The sequence below is a fragment of the Herbaspirillum sp. AP02 genome (genome assembly GCF_015767275.1).
Classification (GTDB): Bacteria; Pseudomonadota; Gammaproteobacteria; order Burkholderiales; family Burkholderiaceae_D; genus Herbaspirillum.
The window spans coordinates 1-23,200 of record NZ_JADWMY010000019.1 but is presented as its reverse complement, the minus strand read 5'-3'; the positions used below and the strand labels follow the sequence as shown (position 1 = coordinate 23,200).

The following is a 23,200-nucleotide window of genomic DNA, read 5'->3' as shown; positions in this document are numbered from 1 at the left end:
ACTGCCGCTCACTACTCACTACTCACTACCGTCTCATCGGCATGCCGAGCTGATGGACGAAAAAAAGCGCAGCCAGGCTGCGCTTCTTTTCGTCTACGTTGCCTGCATCTCAGGAAGGACGCAGTCAATCACCTATCGCATCGTTGCCAATGCCAATGATCAACCCTCACCCAGATAAGCTGCCTTGACCCGCGGATCATCCAGCATCTGCCTGGCCTCGCCTTCCATGGTGATCAGGCCCGACTCCATCACGTAACCGCGATGCGCCGCCTCCAGCGCCAGCTTGGCGTTCTGTTCCACCAGCAGGATGGTGATGCCCTGGGCCGACACATTGCGGATCACTTCAAAGATCTTCTCCACCATGATCGGCGACAGGCCCATCGAGGGCTCGTCCAGCAACAGCAGCTTGGGGTGGCTCATCAGCGCGCGCGCCATGGCCAGCATCTGCTGTTCGCCACCCGACAAGGTACCGGCCATCTGCGCCGCGCGCTCCTTCAATCGCGGGAAGACCTCGAACCAGCGGTCGATGTCGGCCTGGATCTGGCCCTTGTCATTGCTGGTGTAGGCACCCATCAACAGGTTTTCCTGGATGCTCATGCGGGTGAAGACGCCCCGCCCTTCCGGCACCATCGCCAGCTTGTCCTTGACCAGCTCGAAGGACTTCTTGCCCTTCAGCGGATTGCCCAGGTAGGAGATATGGCCATCTACCTTGCTGCTGGGCAGCGTGCCGGTGATGGCCTTCAGGGTGGTGGTCTTGCCGGCGCCGTTGGCACCGATCAGGGTTACCAGTTCGCCTTCATTGACTTCCAGCGCAATGCCCTTGACGGCCTGGATGCCGCCGTAGGCCACGCTCAATTGTTCGACTTTGAGGATGTTCGTTGTCATGTTCTGTGGTCTCGCTTAATGGCCTGCGCCCAGGTAGGCTTCGATCACCGCCGGGTTCTTCTGTACATCGGCCGGTACGCCCTCGGCAATCGGCTTGCCGTAATCCAGCACCGTGATGCGGTTGCACAGGCCCATCATCAGCTTCACATCGTGTTCGATCAGCAGGATGGTCCTGCCGTCGGCCTGGATCTTCACCAGCAGCTCGCGCAGGCCCAGTTTCTCGGTGGCGTTCATGCCGGCCGCCGGTTCGTCCAGCGCCAGCAGCTGCGGGTCGGTGGCCAGGGCACGGGCGATTTCCAGGCGACGCTGGTCGCCGTAGGACAGGTGGCGTGCGGTGCGCTTGGCGAACTGGCCGATGCCCACGAAGTCCAGCAGTTGCTGCGACTTGGCGCGGATCGCCGCTTCTTCGTCACGGGCCGCCTTGTGGCGGAAGACCGCACCAAACACGTTCTGCTTGGTGCGCACGTGGCAGCCGACCATCACGTTTTCCAGCACGGTCATCTCGCCGAACAGACGGATGTTCTGGAAGGTACGGGCGATGCCGGCCTTGGCCACTTCGTGCGGGGCGCTGGGCGAATACGGCTTGCCGTCCAGCTCGAAGCTGCCGGTATCCGGTTGATACAGGCCCGTGATGACGTTGAAGAAGGTGGTCTTGCCGGCGCCGTTGGGGCCGATCAGGCCATAGATCTGGCCGCGCTCGATGGTGATGCCCACGCCGTTCAGGGCTTGCAGGCCGCCGAAACGCTTGCTGACGTCGCGGATCTTGAGCAGTGTCTGTGTCATGTTCTGTGCTCCAGCTTAGGCGTTGACTTCGCCGGTCGTGCCGACTTTGGTATGGTCCACTTCGGGACGGTCTTCATGGCGCGGCGAGGGCCACAGGCCCGCCGGGCGGGTCAGCATGATGATCACCATGGCCAGGCCGTAGAGCAGCTGGCGCAGCACTTCGGCATCGATCCAGACACGGCCGAAAATGGCCATCTGCAGCGGTTCCACCACGTGGCGCAGCACTTCCGGCAGGGCCGCCAGGATCACGCCACCCAGCACCACGCCGGGGATGTGGCCGATGCCGCCCAGCACCACCATGGCCAGCACGGCGATGGATTCGGTCAGGGAGAAGGATTCCGGCGAGACGAAGCCCTGGAAGGCGCCGAACATGGCACCGGCCACGCCACCGAAGGAGGCGCCCATGGCAAAGGCCAGCAGCTTGACGTTGCGGGTGTTGATGCCCATCGCCTTGGCCGCGATCTCGTCTTCGCGGATGGCCACCCAGGCGCGACCCAGGCGCGAGTCCTGCAGGCGCACCGAGAAGAAGATCACGAAGATGCACAGCACCAGGAACAGGTAGTAGTAGGCATTGACTGAGGGCAGGCTCATGCCCAGCACCTTGACCATGGAACCGGAGCCGGGTTCGCCGGCCAGCGACACGCCAAAGACGCGGATCGGGTCGATCAGGTTGATCCCCTGCGGGCCGTTGGTGATGTTGACCGGGGCGTTCAGGTTGTTCATGAAGATGCGGATGATCTCGCCGAAGCCCAGGGTCACGATGGCCAGGTAGTCACCGCGCAGCTTCAGGGTGGGCGCACCCAGCAGCGCGCCGAAGAGGGCCGCCAGCACGCCCGAGATCGGCACGATCAGCCACAGCGACAGGTGGATGCCGTTCTGCACGATCTGCGGACCATACAGCCAGACCAGGAAGTTGCCGACGTCGGGATAGGTATTGACGAAGGACTCGATCACGGCCGCGAACTGCGGCGAGGCCAGCAGGCCCGTGGTATAGGCGCCGATGGCGTAGAAGGCGATGTAGCCCAGGTCCAGCAGGCCGGCGAAGCCCACCACCACGTTCAGGCCCAGGGCCAGCATGATGTAGAGCAGCGCCATATCCATGATGCGCACCCAGGAATTGCCGAAATGCTGGGCAATCATGGGGAAGATGATCATCAGCGCCAACAGCACCAGCAGGCTGATACGCGCCTGCTGCGGGTTGCGCTTCATGTCGAAGGTCATGAGAGCCATAGTGTTCTCTTCCGATTCTCTAAGTTCTGTTTTTTAAACTTTTAGGTCTTTACGTTTCAAGGTGTGCAAGGTGCGCACACCTTGCACACTCAAGCCCGATCCGCCACGCGCTCGCCCATGATCCCGGAGGGGCGCAGGGTCAGCACGATGATCAGCACGATGAAGGCGAAGATGTCCTGGTAGTTGCTGCCCAGGAAGTTGCCGGTCAGGTCGCCGATGTAGCCGGCACCCAGGCTTTCGATCAGGCCCAGCAGGATGCCGCCCAGCATGGCACCGTAGATGTTGCCGATGCCACCCAGCACCGCCGCCGAGAAGGCCTTCAGGCCGGGCACGAAGCCCATGGCGAACTGCGCGGTGGAATAGTTGGCCGCCCACATCACGCCGGCGATGGCCGCTAAGGCCGCGCCGATGGCGAAGGTGACGATGATGACGCGGTTGGCGTCCACCCCCATCAACCCGGCGATGCGCGGGTTCTCGGCGGTGGCGCGCATGGCGCGACCCATCTTGGTCTTTTCCACGATCAGCACCAGGCCGATCATGGCGGCCAGGGCCAGCAGCAGCAGCATGATCTGGGTCGGCGAGATCAGCGCACCAGCGATATGCACCGGGTCAGACGGCATGACCTGCGGGAACGGCAGCGGGCTACGGCCCCAGATCATCATGGCGAAGGTCTGCAGCAGGATCGACACGCCGATGGCGGTGATCAGCGGCGCCAGGCGCGGTGCATTGCGCAGCGGGCGGTAGGCGATGCGTTCGATCAGGAGACTGACCACGATACACACCGGTATCGCACCGACGATGGCGATGATCAGCTTGACGATGCCCGGCAGGTCCGGTGCCACGTGTTGCACCAGTTTGAGCAGCGACAGGCCCACCATGGCCCCCACCATCAGGATGTCGCCGTGGGCAAAGTTGATCAGGTTCAGCACCCCGTACACCATGGTGTAGCCCAGGGCGATCAGTGCGTACATGCTGCCTAGCACCAATCCGTTGATGATCTGCTGGATGAAAATGTCCATGAATAACTCTTCGATCTAAATTGAAACAATAAGAACACGCAGGTCTGCACCAAAGCGGACACCGCGCGAAAGCATGTCGATTAGCAAAATCCGTTCCCGGCATTCGGGATCGCGTTATCACCCTTCATATAAAAGGCGATAGCGCACCGTCGAAACAGTCGTCGAACTCAAGAGAAATGAAGTGGGGGGATCAGCCGCTGTTGCCGCCGGGGCGGCGGAAGCTGGACCTGGAAGCACCACCGGAGCGGCAACTGGGAGGTCGGGACCGGATGGACCGGCGCATGCCGGCAGGCAAGTGGACTTGCATGGTGTTGTCTCCCTGTCTCTCGTTACGCCGCGTTTGCGGCGCTCCGCCCTCTTTGGAGAGGGCTTGCGCGGGAGCCGCCTTTTGGGCGGCACGTCAATAATGGTGCGGAATTATACGCAGAAGACGCCAACAATCGCGCACAAACAATCGGCTGTTACACAAGAAAGTGCGGTAAGACCATTGAACCATAGGGCAATCTGCAACAAGGTCGGGCAACGCTCATCCCAAATAAAAAAGGCTTGCATCAGCAAGCCTTCGGGAAGGGGTGGTTGTGGCGGCTGGTCCCGCCGCCAGGTCACGGATGCTCAGGGGGTGTCGGCGGCGGCGGCGCGCGCGCCCAGGCCCTTGGGCAGGGGGAAGATGACGTTTTCCTCGATCCCCTCCAGCACCCGCACGCTACGGGCGCCGATTTCCTTGATGCGATCGATCACCGCCTGCACCAGCACTTCCGGCGCCGAGGCGCCGGCGGTGACGCCGATGCGCTGGCGGCCGCTGATCCATTGCGGATCGATCAGGGCGGCGTTGTCGACCATGAAGGCCGGTACGCCCTTCTTTTCGGCCAGCTCACGCAGGCGGTTGGAGTTGGAGCTGTTGGGGCTGCCCACCACGATCACCACTTCCACTTGCGGCGCCATGAACTTCACGGCTTCCTGGCGGTTGGTGGTGGCGTAGCAGATATCGCCCTTCTTGGGTTCGGAGATGGCCGGGAAGCGCTCGCGCAGGGCGGCGATGATCTCGGCCGTGTCGTCCACCGACAGCGTGGTCTGTGAGACATAGGCCAGCAGTGCCGGGTCGGCCACCTGCAAGCGCGCGACGTCCTCCACTGTTTCCACCAGATGCATGCCGGCTTCGGTCTGGCCCATGGTGCCCTCCACTTCGGGGTGGCCGGCATGGCCGATCATGATGATCTCGCGCCCTTCACGGCGCATCTTGGCCACTTCCATGTGTACCTTGGTGACCAGGGGACAGGTGGCGTCGAACACGGTCAGGCCGCGTTCGGCCGCCTCGGCCTGGATCGCCTTGGACACGCCGTGCGCCGAAAAGATGACGGTGCTGCCGGCCGGCACGTCGGCCAGTTCCTCGATGAACACCGCACCCTTGGCGCGCAGGTCATTGACCACGTAGGCGTTGTGCACGATCTCATGGCGCACGTAGATGGGGGCGCCGAACTGCGCCAGGGCACGTTCGACAATCTCGATGGCGCGGTCCACCCCGGCGCAGAAACCACGGGGCTGGGCCAGCAGGATTTCGGATTCGGCGTTAGCCATGGTCATGGTAATTCCCTTGATTCTTCAAAACATCGCTAGCGCGGTATCGCCAATTATCGAGGCGCTTACAGGATTCCTATGATTTTCACCTCGAACTTCAACGTCTGCCCGGCCAGCGGGTGATTGAAGTCGAAAATTGCGCCATCATCATCCATTGCACGCAGGATGCCGGCGAAGCGGCCGCCACCGGGGGCGGCAAAATCCACCAGGTCACCGATGCGGTACTGCTCGTCCAGGGACGAGTTCTCGTCCAGCGTGGCACGCGAGATGCGCTGGATCAGCTCATCGCTGCGCTCGCCGAAGGCCTGGGCCGGTGTCAGTTCGAAGGTCTGGTGCGCGCCCTCGGGCAGGCCCAGCAGGCAGGCTTCCAGAAAGGGCGCCAGCTGGCCCTGGCCGAACTGCAGCGTGGCCGGGTTTTCGTTGAAGGTGCTGACGATATCTTCCCCGTCCAGCGAAGCCAGGCGGTAATGCAGCGTGAGGTAGGCGTTTTCGGTGACGACGGGGACGGATGGGCTGGACATGACAGGTATTCGAAGGTGCACAGGAACCCGCTATTGTAAGCCACGTTGGAGCGGCGCGTCGCTGGAGGCTTCATGGCGGCAAGGTTCCACATGCAGTTCCCTGCCCTTTCCTTGCGCCTGAGCAAATCCACTCCCTGTGATCTTCATTCCCAGCAATCTTGATTCCCTCTTTCTCCCTCTTCTTACAGGAGCACGACGACATGAGCATGACCCTGACAGACTGGCCCAAGGATCAACGGCCGCGCGAACGCTTGATCCAGCATGGGCCGGCGGCCCTGTCGGACGCCGAACTGCTGGCGATCTTCCTGCGGGTGGGCATTCCCGGCAAGAACGTGATGGACCTGTCCCATGGGTTGCTGCAGCGTTTCGGTTCTCTCGACGAACTCTTCGATGCCGCCCACAAGAACAGCGACCTGGGTCACGGTCTGGGTCCGGCCAAATGTAGCCAGCTGCGAGCGGCGCTGGAGCTGTCGCGTCGGGTAATCCACGAACAGCTGAAGAAACAATCGGTCATGAACTCCAGCCGCATCGTGGGCGACTACCTGAAGCTGATGTTCAAGGGCAAGGAACATGAATGTTTCGTCGCCCTCTTCCTCAATGTACGCGGCCACCTGATCGGTACCGAGGAATTGTTTCGCGGCACGCTCAATCACTCGGCCGTCTATCCGCGTGAAGTGGTCAAGGCAGCGCTAAGACACAATGCCGCATCGGTGATATTGGCCCACAACCATCCCTCGGGCGACCCCGAGCCCAGCACGGCCGATCTGGAACTCACCAAGGCGCTGGACGAGGCACTGGGGATGATCAGCGTGGATCTGCTGGATCATTTCGTGGTGGCCGAAACACGTCTGTATTCCTTCGCCGACCATGGCCGGCTGTGAGCCAGTCCGATCTCGTCGGCCGCAAACCCGCACGGAGCAAGGCTGCCAGCACGGTGCACACGATCGGCGGAGTGGTGGCGCGGCAAATTGTTAAATAGATGATCCAAACAAAGACACAATTGTTTTATGCAAGTCATTGAAAAACCTGAGTTTTTTCCTTATACTCACGTTTTTCCCAAATTCGGAAATTTTTAAGGAGTCTCACATGGCACGTGTCTGCCAAGTCACCGGGAAGGGGCCGATGGTCGGCAACAACGTTTCCCATGCAAACAACAAGACCAAGCGTCGTTTCCTGCCCAACCTGCAGAATCGCCGCATTTTCGTCGAATCCGAGAACCGCTGGGTGTCGCTGCGTTTGTCCAACGCCGGCCTGCGTGTGATCGACAAGATCGGCATCGATGCCGTCCTGGCCGATCTGCGTGCTCGTGGCGAAAAAGTCTAATTAGCAGAGTAAAGGAAATCTATCATGGCGAAATCCGGCCGCGACAAAATCAAACTGGAGTCGACCGCAGGTACTGGTCACTTCTACACCACCACCAAGAACAAGCGTACTACGCCCGAAAAGATCAGCATCATGAAGTTCGATCCCAAGGCGCGCAAGCACGTTGAATACAAGGAAACCAAGATCAAGTAATTGATCCCGGTATCTGGGTATTCCAGTAAAAAACCCGCAGAGCGATCTGCGGGTTTTTTATTGCCTGGCGCCCGTCGGCAACCGCTGCTACTTCTCCGGAGCGCTGCCTTTCCTGCCAGGCAGCGGGCGTAAGGCCGGCTTAGCGCGATCAACCGTCATCCGACGCTGCGCCCAAACTCCCGCGTTGCCAGAGTAGGCGGCGCAACCGTCACTGCAGCCCCCAAACCCGGCAAGGGAGAATGTTCATCTCCCTCACCCGCCCTCAAAGAAAAAACCCCCGCAGATCGCTCTGCGGGGGTTTTTTCTTCACATCCCGGCTTACCCGGGCTGGAAAATCATGCGTAGCTGCGCAGGCGCAGGGCAAAGTCGCGCAGGGCCTTCACGCCCGAGGCTTCGGCACGCGCACACCAGTCCTGCAATTGCTGCAGCAGCTGTTCGCGGGTCGAATGCGAGCGCTCCCAGATGGCGCTCAGTTCGATGCGCATTTCGTGCATGGTCTGCAAGGCCTTGCTGTGGGCGAAGAGCTCCGACAATTGCTGCTTCTGGCCATCTTCCAGGCGAGCCGGCTCACGCTGCAGCAGCTTCTTGGAGGACTTCAGGAAGCGCGATTCCAGCTTGGCCTTCTCGATCAGGTGATCCAGCTCATCCTGCCAGGCGGTCTTCAGGGAACGGGCATACTTGGCCGTCACATCGTAACGGTTGGAAATGACGGATTGCAGCGTATCCAGGTCGATCACCGATTTCTGGCGATCGAACTTGGGCACCGGAGCGACCTTCTTGACCTTGGCCAGGCCGAAGGTTTCCAGGATACGGATGTACATCCAGCCGATGTCGAACTCATACCACTTGGCCGAGAACTTGGCCGAAGTACCGAAGGTATGGTGGTTGTTGTGCATTTCCTCGCCGCCGATGATGATGCCGATCGGGAACAGGTTGGTGGCTGCATCATTGCAATCGTAGTTGCGATAGCCCCAGAAGTGACCCAGGCCATTGACCACGCCGGCTGCCCAGAAGGGAATCCAGGCCATCTGCACCGCCCAGACTGCCAGGCCGACGGCGCCGAACAGCAGCACGTCGATGATCAGCGTGATACCTACGCCCTGCCAGCCATACTTGCTGTAGATGTTGTGTTCCAGCCAGTCGTCAGGGGTACCGTGACCGAATTTCTCCATGGTCTCGGCATTCTTGGACTCCTCGCGATACAGCTCGGCGCCCTGCCACATCACCTTCTTGATGCCGCGCGTCTGCGGGCTGTGCGGGTCTTCTTCGGTCTCGCACTTGGCGTGGTGCTTGCGGTGGATGGCGGCCCATTCCTTGGTCACCATGCCGGTCGTCATCCACAGCCACAGGCGGAAGAAGTGGCTGGGGATCGCGTGCAGTTCGAGTGCACGGTGCGCCTGGCAACGATGCAGGTAGAGAGTCACGCCCACGATGGTGATATGGGTCACCACCAGTGTGTAAATGACAATCTGCCAGCCGGATGCATGCAGCAAGCCGTTGGCAACAAAGTCGAGGATCGCATCAAGGGTCATCAGTACAACTCCAAATAGAAAACAACTATCGGTCTACAAATCGAGATTTAAACTTGTTCCGTCAAAATGGTTTTATTTTCTTTTAATTGCCGGGCATTGTACGCGAATTCTGCGTCTCTGGGCCATCAGGATTTTCCTGGGTGGTGCTTTGGCGGAAGCTCCGCTCATCCATGATGCGGATGTCGCGCTTGGCATGGGCCACCTGGATGCCATGTTGCTTGAAGGCTTTCCAGACGGCACGATTGACATCGGACAGGACGTTGAGCCGCCCATTCTCGGGGTCGGTGATCCAGAACCCTAGCTCCAGGTCCAGCCCATCGACTCCGATCTTGATCAGCAGCGCGTGTGGCGCGGTCTGCTGGGAGACTCTCTCTACGACAAGTGCGGCTTGTTCCATGATGGACAAGACCGTTTCCACATCGTCCTGGTACAGAATTGTAACTTGTGTAGACAAACGTACAATGCGATGCGTCAAGGAATAGTTTTGTACCGGATTGGAGACAAATAGCTCATTGGGCAACACCGTCTCGATACCGTCCAGCCCTTCCAGGATGGTGTAGCGGGAATTGATCTGGGTGACCTTGCCGAAATATTTCTCCACCGCAACCATGTCGCCGATGACCATGCTGCGTTCCAGCAGGATCACGAAACCGGAGACATAACTGCTGGCGATCTTCTGCAAGCCCAGACCGATACCCACGCCCAGCGCGCCGCCGAAGACCGACAGCACGGTCAGGTCGATCCCCACCAGCGACAGGCTGACCAGGAAGGCGATCAGGATCAGCAGCGCACGCGCCATGCGGGCCACCACCGTGCGCAGCGAGGAGTGCATGCCGCTGAACTTCATCAGGCGGTTCTCCACCACCGTGCCTATCCAGAGGGCGATGATCAGCGTCACCAGCACCGAGGCCGCGCCTTGCAACATGGTCAGCAGCGACACCTTGTGGCGTGCCAGCGGCAGCGTGGTGGTATCGAGGTAATCGACGAAGTCGGGCCACAGGCCGGTGATCCACAGCACCACGCACAGCCAGACCAGCAGCGCGATCACCTTTTCCGACAGATGTAGCAGCGCGCCCACGGTGGCGTCCTTGACGAAAATCCCCCGCAACACATAGAACACGAAGCGCATCGCCACCTGCGCCACGGCCAGCGGGAACATGATCTGCCACAGCGAGACCGCGTGACCGCCGCGCTTGAGGATGAAGTATGCGGACGTCAGCAGGCCCAGTGCCAGCAGCGGTGAGAGCACGCGGGTGAAGCTCTTGACGCCGATCTGCATGACCAGCGACTGCGCTTCCTGGTCGGAGGGCAGCACGAAGCGCGCGCGCAGCCAGCGCGACAGGCCGATACCGCCCAGCAGCGAGAGGACGATCACTACCAGCTGGCGCAACAGGTCGACCGGGCTGGGATCAGTGAAGAGGGAGAAGAAATGGTCGGTCATGGGGTCATGAAAGGCCGCTATCGAAGATCAGGTCAAGTCCGACCTTACGGCGCCGCTTCGGCATCCTGCCGGTGACGCTGCCAGTTGGCGGCGTAGCGCGCGGCCAGCGGCGGATTCTTGCCCAGGACCAGGATGTTCTCGGCGTTCTTGTGCTGGGCCGACCAGGTGAAGTTATAGCTACCGGTAATCACCGTGGCCGAGGCCAGGCTGGCATCGATGACGATCACCTTGTTGTGGGCATTGCGGTAGTCGGTTTCCAGCCAGACCGGGATGCCGGCGGCGCGCAGCTGGCGCAGGCGGTCGTTGGCATTCTTGTCCAGCTGCCCGCCATCCATGAGCACGCGCACATCGATGCCGCGCTTGCGGGCGGCCACCAGGGCGTCGGTGATGGGTCGGCTGGTCAGCAGATAGGCTTGCACCAGGATCTGGCGACGGGCGCCGTCGAGCTGGCTGACGATCAGGGCTTCGATGTCGTCCCAGGGGGCGAAGGCTGACTGGATCGTGCCTTGGGCCGCTACCACGGGGGGCGGCGGCAAGGCTTCCCTGGCCTGCACGCCAGGGATGGCAACCAGGCTCATCAGCAGCCCGGCCGCCAAGACCCGCAAACGAGCCAGACGCATCATGCCGCGCGGCGCTCCAGCACGGCCGCGAAGAAGCCATCGGTCTGATGCACGTGGGGCAATAGCTTCAGGTAGTCGCCCATTTCCAGGGTGATCTTCTGTTCAGCCAGCACCTCGCTCATGGGACGCACGAAGAAGTCAGGATGCGACTGCAGGAAGTCGGCGATGACTTCGTCGTTCTCTTCTTCCAGGATGCTGCAGGTGCCATAGACCAGGCGGCCACCCGGGCGCACCAGGCGGGATGCACTGGCCAGGATGGCACTCTGCTTGGCGCGCATCTCGTTCAGGGTGTCCACGGACTGGCGCCATTTCATGTCGGGATTGCGGCGCAGGGTACCCAGGCCGCTGCAGGGCGCATCGACCAGCACGCGATCCAGCTTGCCGGCCAGGCGTTTGACCTTGGCGTCGTTCTCATGGGCAATCACCACCGGATGCACATTGGACAGGCCGCTGCGTGCCAGGCGCGGCTTGAGCTTGGCCAGGCGCTTTTCGGACACGTCGAAGGCATACAGGCGACCGGTATTGCGCATCAGCGCACCCAGGGCCAGGGTCTTGCCGCCGGCGCCGGCACAGAAATCGACCACCATCTCGCCGCGCTTGGCACCGACGATCTGGGCCAGCAGCTGGCTGCCCTCATCCTGCACTTCGATGGCGCCTTCCTTGAACACCGGGATGTTCTGCAACGCCGGCTTCTTGAACACGCGCAGGCCCAGCGGCGAATACGGGGTCGGCTCGCAGGCCACTGGCGCCTTGGCCAGTTCGGCGATGACGGCATCGCGGTCGGACTTGAGGGTGTTCACGCGCAGGTCCAGCGGCGCCGGGCGGTTCATGGCATCGGCCAGCTCCAGGGTAGCGGCCTCGCCCATGCGGGCCACCAGCTTGTCCCACAGCCAGGGCGGCAGGTTGCTGCGCATCTGCGGTGCCAGTTGGGTGCGATCGATGTGGGCCACACGCTCCAGCCATTCGGCCTCGCCTTCCTGCAGGCCGGCGATGGATTCGGCACCGACAGCGTCGGCCAGGCCCAGCAGGGCCAGGCGGCGCATCATCGGGCCGATGCCGGACTCGGCGAAGTTGGTCAGCACCGTCTTGTTGCGCAGCAACCCGTAGATGGCTTCGGCGATCACGCCGCGCTCGCGGCTGCCCAGGCGCGGGTTGTCGCGGAAATAACGCGATAGCGTCACATCGGCCGGGCCGGTGAAGCGCAGTACTTCGCGCAGCAATTCTTCGGTATGGGAAATGATCGCGGGAGGCAATCTCATGCTAGGTCCTTCAGTTTCAATTCAAGATAAGTGATGCTCAGAGCTGCACGGCGGTTCAGGCCGCTTCAGCCAGGCGCACGCGGGCGGCTTCCAGCGTCAGACGGCCTTCGACGAACCAGCGCACGGCGCGCGGATAGATCGCATGTTCCTGTTCCAGCACGCGCTGGGCCAGCGTTTCCTCGCTGTCGTCTTCCAGTACCGGGACCGCGGCCTGGGCCACGATGGGACCGTGGTCGAGGTCGGGCGTGACGAAGTGCACGGTGGCACCATGCAGCTTCACGCCAGCGGCCAGGGCCTGCCGGTGCGTCGCCAGGCCCGGGAAACTGGGCAGCAGGGACGGATGGATGTTGAGCATGCGGCCCTGGTAATGGTCCACGAAAGGTGCCGTCAGGATGCGCATGAAACCGGCCAGTACCACCAGGTCAGGGGCAAACGCATCGATGCAATCGCGCAGCGCGGCATCGAACAAGTCACGCGTGGGATAGTCGCGGTTGGCAATGACGGCGGTGGCAATACCATGCTGGGCAGCGAATTCCAGGCCGCTGGCATCAGCGCGATTGCTGATGACCGCGGCGATTCTGGCAGGCCACCGCTCAGCCTGTGCGGCGCGGACGATGGCTTCCATATTGCTGCCACGTCCGGAAATCAGGATGACAATGCTTCTCATGGGGTCGCATTGTACCTGCTGGCGGCACGGTCGCTTCCGTTTTTCACGATGTGAAAGGCGGGGCGTGGCGTAAATGGTTTATCCGGGTTTATCCGGATTTGTCCGGCCAGGGATTTACTGGAAGGAATAGAAAACCCGGAACGGTACCTTCTTTTCCGCCCAGTAATCGGCGGCGTCGCGGAACACGTCCAGCAAGGTCTCGCGCGCTTCCTTGTCGAACTTCTGGGTATTGGGCAACTGCTCCAGCACCACGACGAAGCCGATCTGCTTGCCGGCCTTGTGGGTCAGGTCAGTCAGACAATCGTGCAGGGCGTCGAAGTTCTTGCCGAAATGCCGGGGGAAGTGGAAGGCGCTGGCGATGGTGCTCAATACCTGCTGCTTGGTCACGGCGTCAGCACAATAGGCATAGAGAAAATGCTGCTCCAGATGCGCGGCCTCCTGCTGCAGCTCGTTCACGCGGAAAGCGCGAATGGACTGCACGATATTGGGCGGCACCGTTTTAAACAAACTCATTCTCCCTTCAGTATCCATAGGCGGGGCTGTGTGGCTATCGTGGTTGAACTGGCTGACCTGGGCTGACACGCTTGCTACAGCAGGACTGGCCACCTGCCCTGCGACCTGGGCGCGATCAGTCCCGAATCCGGCGGAAGCTCTTGTAGTGATCGCTCGTGTAATAGTATTCGCCGGAAGATCTGGGTTCACCACCACTGATGATGCGTCGGGCGCCCCGGTTGCGGGCGCGCGGCGTCTTGACAGTGTATTCGCGATAATACCCGCGCTTCTGCCTGGGTAAAACCCCTTCGTAATTGCCGAAGACGGCACCGTCCTTTTCATACGGGAAGGGGCCGCCCTCGCGGATCAGTGCCATGGTCTGCTGGGCCTCCCGCGGCAGCTGGTCGAGGTTCACCTCGGGCAGGCCGCTCGGGCCCGGACCACGTGCGTGCACCGGCGCGGCCAGCATCAGGGCGGTCAACAGCAGCAGCCAATACTTCGTGAATATCGAGAAAATGTGTCGGGAAATGTATCCGGCTCGCATCTGCATCGTCCGCGCCTAATCTATGGATTGCAATTTTGTCAATTAAAAACGACAGCACCCGGTAGATTAACTTGTTGCTTTCGGCTAGGCAACCACGGCGGGGCCAGGCCTTGACCGGCAGCAAATCAGGCAGAGGCTTGGAGCAACTGCGCCGTATCCGGTTCAAAAAACGCCAGCACTTCCTCGCGCTTGGCGTAGGTGTCGCTCTCGCCCAATGCAATGAGCTCGTTGGTAAAGCTCTGTTCGAACAAGAGATAGGACGCCAATGCCGAACCTCGCGCCTCGGTCGCGCCAATCCCGCCGAGCATGGTACGGATCGGCCGCGGCAGGCTGCTGACATGGCGGCTGGCGATGCTGTCGATGCGGTGCGAAGGCGAGATCACCAAGGTGCGGATGGGTTTCAAGGGCGTATGGCGACGCTGCTCCTCGTTCAACACCGACAGGGTCTGGTTGACCCGGTTGATCCGTTCGATGTCGGCCGACAGGCCATCCAGGAAGATGCCCGACATCGCATGCCCGGCCACCTGCGCCAGACTGGGATAGTGCGGCGTATCGGTGGGCGCCTGCTCGCCCTTCTCGCCCATGCGACCGGCACCGATGATGAGCACCTTGGTCGCGCCCAGGTGGATGGCCGGCGAGATCGGCGCGATCTGGCGCATGGAGCCATCGCCGCAGTATTCGCAGCGGCCGTCGATATACACGGGAATGGCCGGGAAGATGAAGGGAATCGCCGACGAGGCCAGCAGGTGGTCGATGCCGATCTGGTCGCGGATGGCCAGACGCTGCGTGCGCCGCCAGGGTTCGATCTCCTCGGCGCATTGATAGAAGGTGATGTGCTGGCCGCTGGTGTAGGACGAGGCGGTCACCGCCAGCGCATGCAGTTGCCCTTCCGCCAGCGCGGCATCCAGACGCGGCAGATCCAGCAGGCGATGCAGCATGCTCACCAGGGGTGTGTTGTCCAGCAGGGAGTTGGGCGGGTTGGCGCGCCACTTGCGCAACAGCCAGCCGAACGAGAACAGCGACAGCCAGCGCGCCCCGGAGCGGATCACGCCCAGCGAGTCGGCGCGGTAGACCTGCTCCACCTGGAAGTTGCTCCATACCGCCATCAGCTCGCGCACCGCCTCGCCGAAATCGTCGGCGCGGCAGGCCAGCGCGGTGCCGTTGATGGCACCGGCCGACGTGCCGCAGATGATGGGGAAGGGATTGCTGTGTACCGGCCAGCCGGCTTCGAGCAGGATCATCGAGAGCGCATTGAGCACGCCCACCTGATAGGCCGCCCGTGCGCCGCCGCCGGTCAGGATCAAGCCTGTTTTATGTTCCATTGTCTCCATGCGGCCAGCTTATCAGCAGCGCCCGCGCTGTGGACAAGAGAATTGGCAGGGAAATGCGGCCTATTTGGGCGGCATGCGGATGGCACCATCCAGGCGGATGGTCTCGCCGTTCAACATCACGTTCTCGATGATGCTCCTGGCCAGTTGTGCGTATTCGGTGGCGCGCCCCAGACGCGGCGGGAAAGGCACCGCCTGGCCCAGCGAGTCCAGCACTTCCTGCGGCATGGCCAGCATCATCGGCGTTTCGAAGATGCCCGGTGCAATGGTCATGACCCGGATACCGCTGCGCGACAGATCGCGTGCCATCGGCAGGGTCATCGCCACGATGGCGCCCTTGGAGGCCGAATAGGCGGTCTGCCCGATCTGCCCATCGTAGGCCGCCACCGAGGCGGTGTGGATGATGATGCCGCGCTCGCCTTCCGCCAGCGCCTCGCCCTTGGCCATGGCGTCGGCCGCGAAGCGCGCCATGTTGAAGCTGCCGACCAGGTTGATGTTGAGCGCCTTCATGAACAGCGCCATGGTATGCGGACCGTTCTTGCCGATCAGCTTTTCGGCCGGGGCGATGCCGGCACAATTGATCAGGCCGCGCAAGCTGCCCAGCGCCAGCGCCGCCTGCACCACCGCCTGCGCATCGTCCTCGGAACTGACATCGCAGCGCACGAAGACGCCGCCCAGTTCCTGCGCCAGCGTACTGCCCGCCTCCTGGTTCAGGTCGGCCAGCACCGGCTTGCCGCCGGCGGCCGCGATCATGCGCGCAGTGGCCGCGCCCAGACCGGATGCTGCGCCGGTGACGATGAAAACATTTCCTTCGATACGCATGGAGTCTCCTGTTTTTTATCTCGCTGACCCGGGCGGATGGCCCGGGTCGCCGTGGCCTGATGATGAGGTGATGCCTCAGGCAGCATTATTTGACGGATCGGCCGGCCTGGCAATGTCCTGCCCGGCGTGAGCCTCCGTGGTGGCGGAGATTATGCGCACGCCACCGCGCCCCGACTATCGGCGCGGCGACAATTGCACGACTGCAGACTGACTCAGTTCGGAATGTTCGGCAACAAAGGCACCAGCAGCAGCGCCACGATGTTGATGATCTTGATCAGCGGATTGACCGCCGGCCCCGCCGTGTCCTTGTAGGGATCGCCCACGGTGTCACCCGTGACCGCCGCCTTGTGCGCATCGGACCCCTTGCCGCCGTGGTGACCGTCCTCGATGTATTTCTTGGCATTGTCCCAGGCGCCACCACCGGTGGTCATCGAAATCGCCACGAACAGGCCGGTGACGATGGTGCCCATCAGCAGCCCGCCCAATGCAGAGGCACCCAGCAGCAAGCCCACGAGAATCGGCACGATCACCGGCAAGAGCGACGGCAGGATCATCTCGCGGATGGCCGACGAGGTCAGCATGTCGACCGCTTTGTCGTATTCCGGCCGTCCGCTGCCATCCATGATGCCCTTGATCTCGCTGAACTGGCGCCGCACCTCGACCACCACCGCACCGGCCGCCCGCCCGACCGCTTCCATTGCCATCGCACCGAACAGGTAGGGAATCAGGCCACCGATGAACAACCCGATGATCACCGCCGGACTGGACAGGTCGAAGCTGGCCGTCTTGCCCACCGATTCCAGCGCATGCGTGTAATCGGCGAACAGCACCAGCGCCGCCAGCCCGGCCGAACCGATGGCATAGCCCTTGGTGACGGCCTTGGTGGTATTGCCCACCGCATCCAGCGGATCGGTGATGGCCCGCACCGAGTCAGGCAGGCCGGACATCTCGGCGATACCGCCGGCATTGTCGGTGATGGGGCCATAGGCATCCAGCGCCACCACGATGCCGGCCATGGACAGCATGGCCGTCGCCGCGATGGCAATGCCATACAAGCCCGCCAGCCAGTACGACACCAGGATCGCCGCGCACACCGCCAATACCGGATAGGCGGTCGACTTCATCGACACGCCCAGGCCAGCGATGATGTTGGTGCCATGGCCGGTGGTGGAGGCCTGGGCGATGTGCTGCACCGGCTTGAAGTCGGTCCCGGTGTAGTACTCGGTGATGTAGACCATCAGGCCGGTCAGCACGATGCCCACCACCGCCGCACCCATCAGCGGCACGCGCAATTCGGGCGGCAACAGCAGCCAGGTGACGATCGCAAAGCCCACCAGCGACAGCCCGGCCGACCACCATAGCCCGGTATAGAGCGCCGACATGATCTTCTTGCCCGGCTGCGCCTTGACCATCGCGCAGCCGACAATGGAGGCCAGGATCGACACCCCGCCCAGCGCCAGTGGATACAGCACGGCCAGCGTCTCCATGCCCTGCAGTACCAGGGTACCCAGCAGCATGGTGGCGATCAGCGTGACCACGTAGGTCTCGAACAGGTCGGCCGCCATCCCGGCGCAGTCGCCCACGTTGTCGCCGACGTTATCGGCGATCACCGCCGGATTGCGCGGATCATCCTCGGGAATACCGGCCTCGACCTTGCCGACTAGGTCGGCGCCCACATCGGCACCCTTGGTAAAGATGCCACCGCCCAGCCGGGCGAAGATGGAAATGAGCGAGGCCCCGAAGGCCAGCCCGATCAGCGGCTGGATGGCATCGTGCAGGCTGGCGGCGCGCCCCTGTCCGTAGACGAACAAGACCCAGAAGAACAGCGACACCCCCAGCAGGCCCAAGCCCACCACCAGCATCCCGGTGATCGCCCCGCCACGAAATGCCACGGCGAGCGCCTCGTTCATGCCCCGCGTGGCTGCCTGGGCGGTGCGCACATTGGCCCGCACCGAGACATTCATGCCGATGAAACCGCAGGCGCCCGACAGCACCGCCCCCAGCAGGAAGCCGACGGCGGTCAGCCATCCCAGTCCGGGGATGAGGGCGATGATGATCAGCAGCACCACGCCCACCATGGCGATGGTGCGGTACTGCCGCGCCAGGTAAGCCGCCGCCCCCTGCTGGATGGCCAGCGCGATTTCCTGCATGCGGGGGTTGCCGGGGTCTTGCTTGAGGATCCAGCGACGCGATACGAGGCCATAGATCACCGCGACAATGCCGCAGGCAATGGCGAACCACAGGGCAAGTGCCATCTTCGTCTCCTTTGTTATCACGACTCATCAACAATCACGAACATCCGCCGTGGCGCCCGGGTCGGACATCGCTGCCCTGTCACCCACGCATCACCGCCGATACTGCGCCTGCAAATTACGTCGCCCTTCTTATTGGAGTTGTTGTGCTTGCCGGGGCTGCTACCGCCACACCCTCGGGCGGGTGCGGACGGCGACCAATTCCGATTGACCGCGCCGATTGACCGCGATCTGCCGCGAACTATCGATTTGTTAGTTTTCGAGCTCTTCCGCTCTTTGTGTCAGCCTTCAAAAGGCTAAAAAAAAAGCGGACCGTAGTCCGCTTTACTTTACTCCGCCAGGGCGGCAAATGCACGATCCCTGATTTCTTCCACCGGACCCACGCCGGCGATCTTGCGATACTTCGGCGCACCCGGCTGGCCCGATTCGGCCCACTTGCCGTAGTAGCCCAGCAGCACTTCGGTCTGGTCATGGTAGACCGACAGGCGTTTGAGGACGGTTTCTTCCTTGTCGTCGTCGCGCTGGATCAGCGCTTCGCCGGTGAGGTCATCCTTGCCCTCGACCTTGGGCGGATTGAACTTGACGTGGTAGCTGCGACCCGAACCCGGGTGCACGCGACGGCCGCTCATGCGCTCGACGATGGCGCTGTCGGGGACGTCGATTTCCAGCACGTAGTCGATGGCCACGCCGGCTTCCTTCATGGCGTCCGCCTGACGGGTGGTGCGCGGGAAGCCGTCGAACAGGTAACCGTTGGCGCAATCCGGCTGTTGCAGACGATCCTTGACCAGGCCGATGATGATGTCGTCGGAAACCAGACCGCCCGCATCCATCACCTTCTTGGCGGCGATGCCCAGCTCGGTACCTGCCGCCACCGCAGCACGCAGCATGTCGCCGGTGGAGATCTGCGGAATGTTGAATTTTTCCTTGATAAAAGTGGCTTGCGTGCCTTTACCGGCACCAGGCGCTCCTAAAAGGATGAGGCGCATAGGGTTTCCTAAATTGAGGTTTTTGAAAATTTGAATGCTTGAATTCTTTTGCGACGGGATGACAGAGGATGCCTGCCATCTACACGGTTATGCAGCTTGTTTGCGCGCCGTTTGCGTCAGCTCCGGGACGAAACTTACCACAAAATCCTACCGAACCATGACAAACGCCTGATTTTTAAGCAGTCTCCTGGCCCTGATTGTGTCGTGTCAGCTTGACAGGGAACTTACAGCAAGCGGCACCGGCCGGCCTTGCGCCGGATCATGCCGGGATGGCTGCGTCTCTGCATATCAGAGTGCGGAGATGCTTTGCACCAGCGCACTGTCGGGCGGGGCCTCGAAATGCTTGCGCACGCGCAACAGGTCCTCGGGCGTATCGACACCGGCTTCCGGCACCAGCGAGGTGACATGCACGGCAATCGCATGTCCGTGCCACAGCACGCGCAACTGTTCGAGCGCCTCGATGCGCTCCAGCGGCGCCGGCGTGAGCGTGGGATAGAGCTGCAGGAAGCGGTTGCTGTAGGCATACAGCCCGATATGGCGCAGCGGTACGTATTCGTTGGCGTGATCCGGGCCACTGGCATCCGGCAGTACCTCGCGTGACCTGGCGAAGGCATCGCGATGCCAGGGAATGGTGGCCCGCGAAAAATACATGGCACAGCCTTCCTTGTTCAGCACCACCTTGACCACATTGGGATTGAAGGCGTCGGCCGCGCTCTCGATGGCATGCGCCGCCGTGGCCATGGGCACGCCGGTCTTGATGTGGGCGGCGGTAGCGGCGATGAGGCCTGGATCGATCAGCGGTTCGTCACCCTGCACGTTGACCACCACGGCATCCTCGGCCAGATCCATGGCGGCGGCCACCTCGGCGATGCGGTCGGTGCCGGAGGGATGGTCGGCGCGGGTCATGGCCACCTCCACACCGTGCGCCTGGCAGGCGGCGTGGATGTCGTGGTGATCGGTGGCCACGATGATGCGGGCCGCACCCGACAAGGCGGCACGCTCGGCCACCCGCACGATCATCGGCTTGCCGCCGAGGTCGGCCAGGGGCTTGTTGGGCAGGCGCGTGGAAGCCAGGCGCGCCGGGATGATGACGGTGAAGGTCATGGGATCAGCCGCAGCAAGGAAGGTCAATCGGGGTCAGGCTGCCGGGGCCGCCGGCGCGGAAGTACCTGAAGGCGCCGCAGGCGCCGCGCCCAGTTCACGGGCTTCATCGGCCCACATGATGGGGATGCCGTCACGGATGGGGTAGGCCAGCTTGTCTGCCTTGCAGATCAGTTCCTGGGCTTTCTTGTCGTAGTCCAGCGGACCCTTGCAGATGGGGCAAACCAGGATATCAAGCAGTCGGGCGTTCACGGAGTTTCTCCACTATATGTTCAGCCAGCGCGCCATCGATGCGCGCTGTTACGGGCACGACCCAGATGCGCGGGTCGTTTCGGATGGCCTCGATAGCCCTGCATTTTACTGCATCCTTTTCCGTGATCAGGATGACATCGGCGGCAAGGCCAGCAAAGGGATCGATGGCGAAGTCGTAATGGTCGGGCAAGGGATGGCGGGCAAAGGCCAGGCCGGCCCCTTCCAGCGTGGCGAAAAAGCGCTCGGGATGGCCGATACCGGCCACCGCCGCCAGGCGCGCGCCGCCCTCCCCCATCTGCGCCAGCGGCTTGCGCGCCACCGGTGACGCCAATTGCACCGCCTCGTCAGCCTGCAGACGCATGGCATGCACGCCGGCCGGCGCCGTTCCCTGCAAGCCGACATTGAGCACCGAGAAATCACGCCGGCGCGAGGCCGGCTCGCGCAACGGGCCGGCCGGCAGCAGCCAGCCATTGCCCACGCCCCGTGCATCGGAGAGCACGATCTCGATATCGCGCCCCAGCGCATAGTGCTGCAGGCCGTCGTCGGAGATGATCACATCCACCCCGGGGTGCGCCGCCAGCAGGCTGCGCGCTGCCGCAACCCGGCGCCGCCCCACCACCAGCGGCACACCGGTACGCTGGGCGATCAGCAACGGCTCGTCACCGACCTGCACGGCGGCGGCCTCGGGAGTGACCTCCAGGGTCTGCCCGACACCGTTGCCCGCACCATAGCCACGCGAAATCACGCCCGGATGAAAACCGGCCGCCCGCAGCGCCTCGATCAGCCAGATCGCGAAAGGCGTCTTGCCGGTCCCGCCGACGAAGACATTGCCCACCACGATCACCGGTACCGGCAGGCGCTCGGCGCGCTTGATGCCCAGCGCAAAGAGCAGCCGGCGCAATGCCGCCAGGGCGCCGAACAGCAGCGACAGCGGCCACAGTGCACAGGCCAGCACACCGCGACCTTGCCAGGCGCGGCTCAGGATGGCTTCGGCAGTGGGCCTGGAATCGGCCATGGTTTCAATCCGTCATCAAGAAAAGCGTGGCGCCAAGGCCAAGGCCCTGGCGCCACGTCGGAAAACAAAAGCCTGTGGATAAATCACTTGCTGCTGGACTGCGCCGCAAAGGTCAGCTTGGGATACCCCGCCAGGCGCGCCGCCTCCATCACGTTGACCACGGTCTGGTGCGTGGCCAGTGCGTCGGCATTGATGATGATGACCGGGTCGCGCTGACTGCCGCTGGCCTGCACGACGGCCTGCATTTCCTCGGAGAGCCCCTGCGCATCGCGCGCCGGAATGCGCTTGTTGTTGATCGCATAGCGCCCGCTGGCATCGATGGCAACGTTGATCTCGAAGGGCTGCTCCAGCGCCTTCTGGGCATCGGCCGTGGGCAGCGTGACCTGCAGCGCGGTGAACTTGCTGTAGGTGGTGGTCACCATCAGGAAGATCACGATCACCAGCAGCACGTCGATGAAGGGAATCAGGTTGATCTCCAGGTCTTCGCGGGGACGGCCCTTGCGGAAGTTCATGGTCGGCTCCGCGCAATCAACGACGCACGTCGTGCACGATGTCCACGAACTTCACGGCCTGCTGCTCCATGTCCACCACGAAGCCATCCACCTGGGCCCGGAAGTGGCGATAGAACACCAGCGCCGGCATGGCGATGGCCAGGCCGAAGCCAGTGTTGTAGAGCGCAATGGAGATACCGTGCGCCAGTTGCGCCGGGTTGGTACCGGCCGCGTTCTGCGAGGCAAAGATCTCGATCATGCCTACCACGGTACCGAACAGGCCCATCAGCGGCGCCAGCGAGGCAATGGTACCCAGCGTGGTCAGGAAGCGCTCCAGCCGGTGCGCAGCACCCTGACCGGCTTCCTCGATGGCTTCCTTCATGACCTCGCGCGGAGCGTCGACATTGCGCAAGCCGGCGGCCAGTACCTGGCCCAGCGGCGAATTCTGTTCCAGCTTGTCGATCACGTCGTCGTTGACGCGACCGCTCTGGTAGACCCGTACCACCTCTTCCAGCAGGTCCGGCGGCAGGATGCGCGGGCGGCGCAGGTAGACCAGTCTTTCGATGACCAGCGCCAGGCCGATGATGGAAGCGATCAGCAAAGGCCAGATCGGCCAGCCGGCGGCGAGGATGATGGCGAGCAAAACGTACTCCTGTTGAAATGCGGTGAAGATCTGATTCTGGTGCGAAGAGACGACCCGCCGGGCGCGCCTTCTTCTGCGGTGCAGAATGTAGCCGGTTGCGTGCGCCTCGGCAAGCGCCGTCGGCTTGGCCTTACAATGCCGCATTGTATCGCCCTTGGATCACCTGCGCCCCATGCCCACCGACAAGTTCCCGCCCTTCCCCACCGCCCGCAGGCAGGGCCTCGGTG

25 protein-coding genes are annotated in these 23,200 nt (G+C 62.6%); 3 read left to right on the top strand and 22 right to left on the bottom strand.

From position 1 onward, the window contains the following. Positions 1–159 precede the first annotated feature (159 nt). The 6 genes from I5R65_RS23905 to I5R65_RS23880 all read right to left on the bottom strand — a co-directional run bounded on the left by I5R65_RS23905 (position 160) and on the right by I5R65_RS23880 (position 6,013). Positions 160–885 carry an ABC transporter ATP-binding protein gene (locus tag I5R65_RS23905; protein WP_180668129.1) on the bottom strand — a complete coding sequence of 242 codons (726 nt, stop codon included), beginning with the start codon at positions 883–885 and terminating at the stop codon, positions 160–162. A 15-nt stretch (positions 886–900) separates the two neighbouring features. Beyond that, positions 901–1,668: an ABC transporter ATP-binding protein gene (locus I5R65_RS23900; protein ID WP_006464705.1), complete on the bottom strand. Its 768-nt coding sequence runs from the start codon at positions 1,666–1,668 to the stop codon at positions 901–903. 15 nt (positions 1,669–1,683) lie between these two features. Next, complete coding sequence (locus I5R65_RS23895; protein ID WP_180668130.1) at positions 1,684–2,898, bottom strand: ABC transporter ATP-binding protein; 1,215 nt, start codon at positions 2,896–2,898, stop codon at positions 1,684–1,686. 89 nt (positions 2,899–2,987) lie between these two features. Continuing rightward, entirely contained in the window at positions 2,988–3,917 is a 930-nt protein-coding gene (locus I5R65_RS23890) for a branched-chain amino acid ABC transporter permease (protein WP_180668131.1), read from the bottom strand. A gap of 612 nt (positions 3,918–4,529) precedes the next feature. After that, complete coding sequence (gene ispH / locus I5R65_RS23885) at positions 4,530–5,498, bottom strand: 4-hydroxy-3-methylbut-2-enyl diphosphate reductase (RefSeq protein WP_180671255.1); 969 nt, start codon at positions 5,496–5,498, stop codon at positions 4,530–4,532. Positions 5,499–5,557: 59 nt separating this feature from the next. Then, entirely contained in the window at positions 5,558–6,013 is a 456-nt protein-coding gene (locus tag I5R65_RS23880) for a peptidylprolyl isomerase (protein ID WP_180671254.1), read from the bottom strand. Positions 6,014–6,219: 206 nt separating this feature from the next. Between I5R65_RS23880 and radC the strand changes: the two genes are divergently transcribed. The 3 genes from radC to rpmG all read left to right on the top strand — a co-directional run bounded on the left by radC (position 6,220) and on the right by rpmG (position 7,528). Then, a complete protein-coding gene (gene radC / locus I5R65_RS23875; RefSeq protein WP_180671274.1) occupies positions 6,220–6,894 on the top strand; it encodes a DNA repair protein RadC in 675 nt (224 codons plus the stop codon). A gap of 205 nt (positions 6,895–7,099) precedes the next feature. Continuing rightward, a complete protein-coding gene (gene rpmB, locus I5R65_RS23870) occupies positions 7,100–7,336 on the top strand; it encodes a 50S ribosomal protein L28 (RefSeq protein ID WP_006463730.1) in 237 nt (78 codons plus the stop codon). 24 nt (positions 7,337–7,360) lie between these two features. Continuing rightward, on the top strand, positions 7,361–7,528 hold the full coding sequence (gene rpmG / locus I5R65_RS23865) for a 50S ribosomal protein L33 (RefSeq protein WP_006463731.1): 168 nt from the start codon (positions 7,361–7,363) through the stop codon (positions 7,526–7,528). A gap of 335 nt (positions 7,529–7,863) precedes the next feature. Here the strand turns inward: rpmG and I5R65_RS23860 are convergent, their stop codons facing one another. From I5R65_RS23860 to I5R65_RS23785, 16 genes are all read right to left on the bottom strand, one after another. Further along, entirely contained in the window at positions 7,864–9,060 is a 1,197-nt protein-coding gene (locus I5R65_RS23860; protein ID WP_180671253.1) for a fatty acid desaturase, read from the bottom strand. Positions 9,061–9,142: 82 nt separating this feature from the next. Next, positions 9,143–10,501: a mechanosensitive ion channel family protein gene (locus tag I5R65_RS23855; RefSeq protein ID WP_180671252.1), complete on the bottom strand. Its 1,359-nt coding sequence runs from the start codon at positions 10,499–10,501 to the stop codon at positions 9,143–9,145. Positions 10,502–10,545: 44 nt separating this feature from the next. Then, entirely contained in the window at positions 10,546–11,124 is a 579-nt protein-coding gene (locus I5R65_RS23850; RefSeq protein ID WP_180671251.1) for a phospholipase D family protein, read from the bottom strand. Beyond that, positions 11,121–12,380, bottom strand: coding sequence for an RsmB/NOP family class I SAM-dependent RNA methyltransferase (locus I5R65_RS23845; protein WP_180671250.1), 1,260 nt, complete (start codon positions 12,378–12,380; stop codon positions 11,121–11,123). The genes I5R65_RS23850 and I5R65_RS23845 overlap by 4 nt, the downstream gene beginning before the upstream one ends. 55 nt (positions 12,381–12,435) lie before the next feature. After that, positions 12,436–13,047: a phosphoribosylglycinamide formyltransferase gene (gene purN, locus I5R65_RS23840; protein WP_180671249.1), complete on the bottom strand. Its 612-nt coding sequence runs from the start codon at positions 13,045–13,047 to the stop codon at positions 12,436–12,438. Between the two features lie 114 nt (positions 13,048–13,161). Continuing rightward, complete coding sequence (locus I5R65_RS23835) at positions 13,162–13,629, bottom strand: barstar family protein (RefSeq protein WP_370461039.1); 468 nt, start codon at positions 13,627–13,629, stop codon at positions 13,162–13,164. A 46-nt stretch (positions 13,630–13,675) separates the two neighbouring features. Then, a complete protein-coding gene (locus tag I5R65_RS23830; protein WP_370461038.1) occupies positions 13,676–14,089 on the bottom strand; it encodes a ribonuclease domain-containing protein in 414 nt (137 codons plus the stop codon). Between the two features lie 119 nt (positions 14,090–14,208). After that, positions 14,209–15,414, bottom strand: a complete 1,206-nt coding sequence (locus I5R65_RS23825) for a patatin-like phospholipase family protein (protein ID WP_180671247.1) — start codon at positions 15,412–15,414, stop codon at positions 14,209–14,211. A gap of 60 nt (positions 15,415–15,474) precedes the next feature. Further along, positions 15,475–16,233 carry an SDR family NAD(P)-dependent oxidoreductase gene (locus I5R65_RS23820; RefSeq protein WP_180671246.1) on the bottom strand — a complete coding sequence of 253 codons (759 nt, stop codon included), beginning with the start codon at positions 16,231–16,233 and terminating at the stop codon, positions 15,475–15,477. 212 nt (positions 16,234–16,445) lie between these two features. Next, complete coding sequence (locus I5R65_RS23815) at positions 16,446–18,488, bottom strand: sodium-translocating pyrophosphatase (RefSeq protein ID WP_180671245.1); 2,043 nt, start codon at positions 18,486–18,488, stop codon at positions 16,446–16,448. 326 nt (positions 18,489–18,814) lie between these two features. Next, positions 18,815–19,471, bottom strand: a complete 657-nt coding sequence (gene adk, locus I5R65_RS23810) for an adenylate kinase (RefSeq protein WP_180671244.1) — start codon at positions 19,469–19,471, stop codon at positions 18,815–18,817. A gap of 288 nt (positions 19,472–19,759) precedes the next feature. Continuing rightward, positions 19,760–20,575, bottom strand: coding sequence for a 3-deoxy-manno-octulosonate cytidylyltransferase (gene kdsB, locus I5R65_RS23805; protein ID WP_180671243.1), 816 nt, complete (start codon positions 20,573–20,575; stop codon positions 19,760–19,762). Positions 20,576–20,608: 33 nt separating this feature from the next. Next, positions 20,609–20,824, bottom strand: a complete 216-nt coding sequence (locus tag I5R65_RS23800; RefSeq protein WP_180671242.1) for a Trm112 family protein — start codon at positions 20,822–20,824, stop codon at positions 20,609–20,611. Continuing rightward, positions 20,805–21,839, bottom strand: coding sequence for a tetraacyldisaccharide 4'-kinase (gene lpxK / locus I5R65_RS23795; RefSeq protein WP_180671241.1), 1,035 nt, complete (start codon positions 21,837–21,839; stop codon positions 20,805–20,807). Before lpxK ends, I5R65_RS23800 begins: the two co-directional genes overlap by 20 nt. Before the next feature lie 83 nt (positions 21,840–21,922). Beyond that, on the bottom strand, positions 21,923–22,351 hold the full coding sequence (locus I5R65_RS23790) for a biopolymer transporter ExbD (RefSeq protein ID WP_180671240.1): 429 nt from the start codon (positions 22,349–22,351) through the stop codon (positions 21,923–21,925). Between the two features lie 16 nt (positions 22,352–22,367). Next, positions 22,368–22,973, bottom strand: a complete 606-nt coding sequence (locus I5R65_RS23785) for a MotA/TolQ/ExbB proton channel family protein (RefSeq protein ID WP_180671239.1) — start codon at positions 22,971–22,973, stop codon at positions 22,368–22,370. Positions 22,974–23,200 lie beyond the last annotated feature (227 nt).

Coding starts and splice junctions, on each gene's coding strand:
- I5R65_RS23905 (WP_180668129.1), bottom strand. CDS start 885: ATGACAACGAACATCCTCAAAGTCGAACAATTGAGCGTGGCCTACGGC.
- I5R65_RS23850 (WP_180671251.1), bottom strand. CDS start 11,124: ATGATGCGTCTGGCTCGTTTGCGGGTCTTGGCGGCCGGGCTGCTGATG.
- purN (WP_180671249.1), bottom strand. CDS start 13,047: ATGAGAAGCATTGTCATCCTGATTTCCGGACGTGGCAGCAATATGGAA.
- I5R65_RS23790 (WP_180671240.1), bottom strand. CDS start 22,351: ATGAACTTCCGCAAGGGCCGTCCCCGCGAAGACCTGGAGATCAACCTG.
- lpxK (WP_180671241.1), bottom strand. CDS start 21,839: ATGGCCGATTCCAGGCCCACTGCCGAAGCCATCCTGAGCCGCGCCTGG.
- ispH (WP_180671255.1), bottom strand. CDS start 5,498: ATGACCATGGCTAACGCCGAATCCGAAATCCTGCTGGCCCAGCCCCGT.
- adk (WP_180671244.1), bottom strand. CDS start 19,471: ATGCGCCTCATCCTTTTAGGAGCGCCTGGTGCCGGTAAAGGCACGCAA.
- I5R65_RS23895 (WP_180668130.1), bottom strand. CDS start 2,898: ATGGCTCTCATGACCTTCGACATGAAGCGCAACCCGCAGCAGGCGCGT.
- I5R65_RS23860 (WP_180671253.1), bottom strand. CDS start 9,060: ATGACCCTTGATGCGATCCTCGACTTTGTTGCCAACGGCTTGCTGCAT.
- I5R65_RS23845 (WP_180671250.1), bottom strand. CDS start 12,380: ATGAGATTGCCTCCCGCGATCATTTCCCATACCGAAGAATTGCTGCGC.
- rpmG (WP_006463731.1), top strand. CDS start 7,361: ATGGCGAAATCCGGCCGCGACAAAATCAAACTGGAGTCGACCGCAGGT.
- I5R65_RS23900 (WP_006464705.1), bottom strand. CDS start 1,668: ATGACACAGACACTGCTCAAGATCCGCGACGTCAGCAAGCGTTTCGGC.
- radC (WP_180671274.1), top strand. CDS start 6,220: ATGACCCTGACAGACTGGCCCAAGGATCAACGGCCGCGCGAACGCTTG.
- I5R65_RS23890 (WP_180668131.1), bottom strand. CDS start 3,917: ATGGACATTTTCATCCAGCAGATCATCAACGGATTGGTGCTAGGCAGC.
- rpmB (WP_006463730.1), top strand. CDS start 7,100: ATGGCACGTGTCTGCCAAGTCACCGGGAAGGGGCCGATGGTCGGCAAC.
- I5R65_RS23815 (WP_180671245.1), bottom strand. CDS start 18,488: ATGGCACTTGCCCTGTGGTTCGCCATTGCCTGCGGCATTGTCGCGGTG.
- I5R65_RS23820 (WP_180671246.1), bottom strand. CDS start 16,233: ATGCGTATCGAAGGAAATGTTTTCATCGTCACCGGCGCAGCATCCGGT.
- I5R65_RS23830 (WP_370461038.1), bottom strand. CDS start 14,089: ATGCAGATGCGAGCCGGATACATTTCCCGACACATTTTCTCGATATTC.
- I5R65_RS23825 (WP_180671247.1), bottom strand. CDS start 15,414: ATGGAGACAATGGAACATAAAACAGGCTTGATCCTGACCGGCGGCGGC.
- I5R65_RS23855 (WP_180671252.1), bottom strand. CDS start 10,501: ATGACCGACCATTTCTTCTCCCTCTTCACTGATCCCAGCCCGGTCGAC.
- I5R65_RS23880 (WP_180671254.1), bottom strand. CDS start 6,013: ATGTCCAGCCCATCCGTCCCCGTCGTCACCGAAAACGCCTACCTCACG.
- kdsB (WP_180671243.1), bottom strand. CDS start 20,575: ATGACCTTCACCGTCATCATCCCGGCGCGCCTGGCTTCCACGCGCCTG.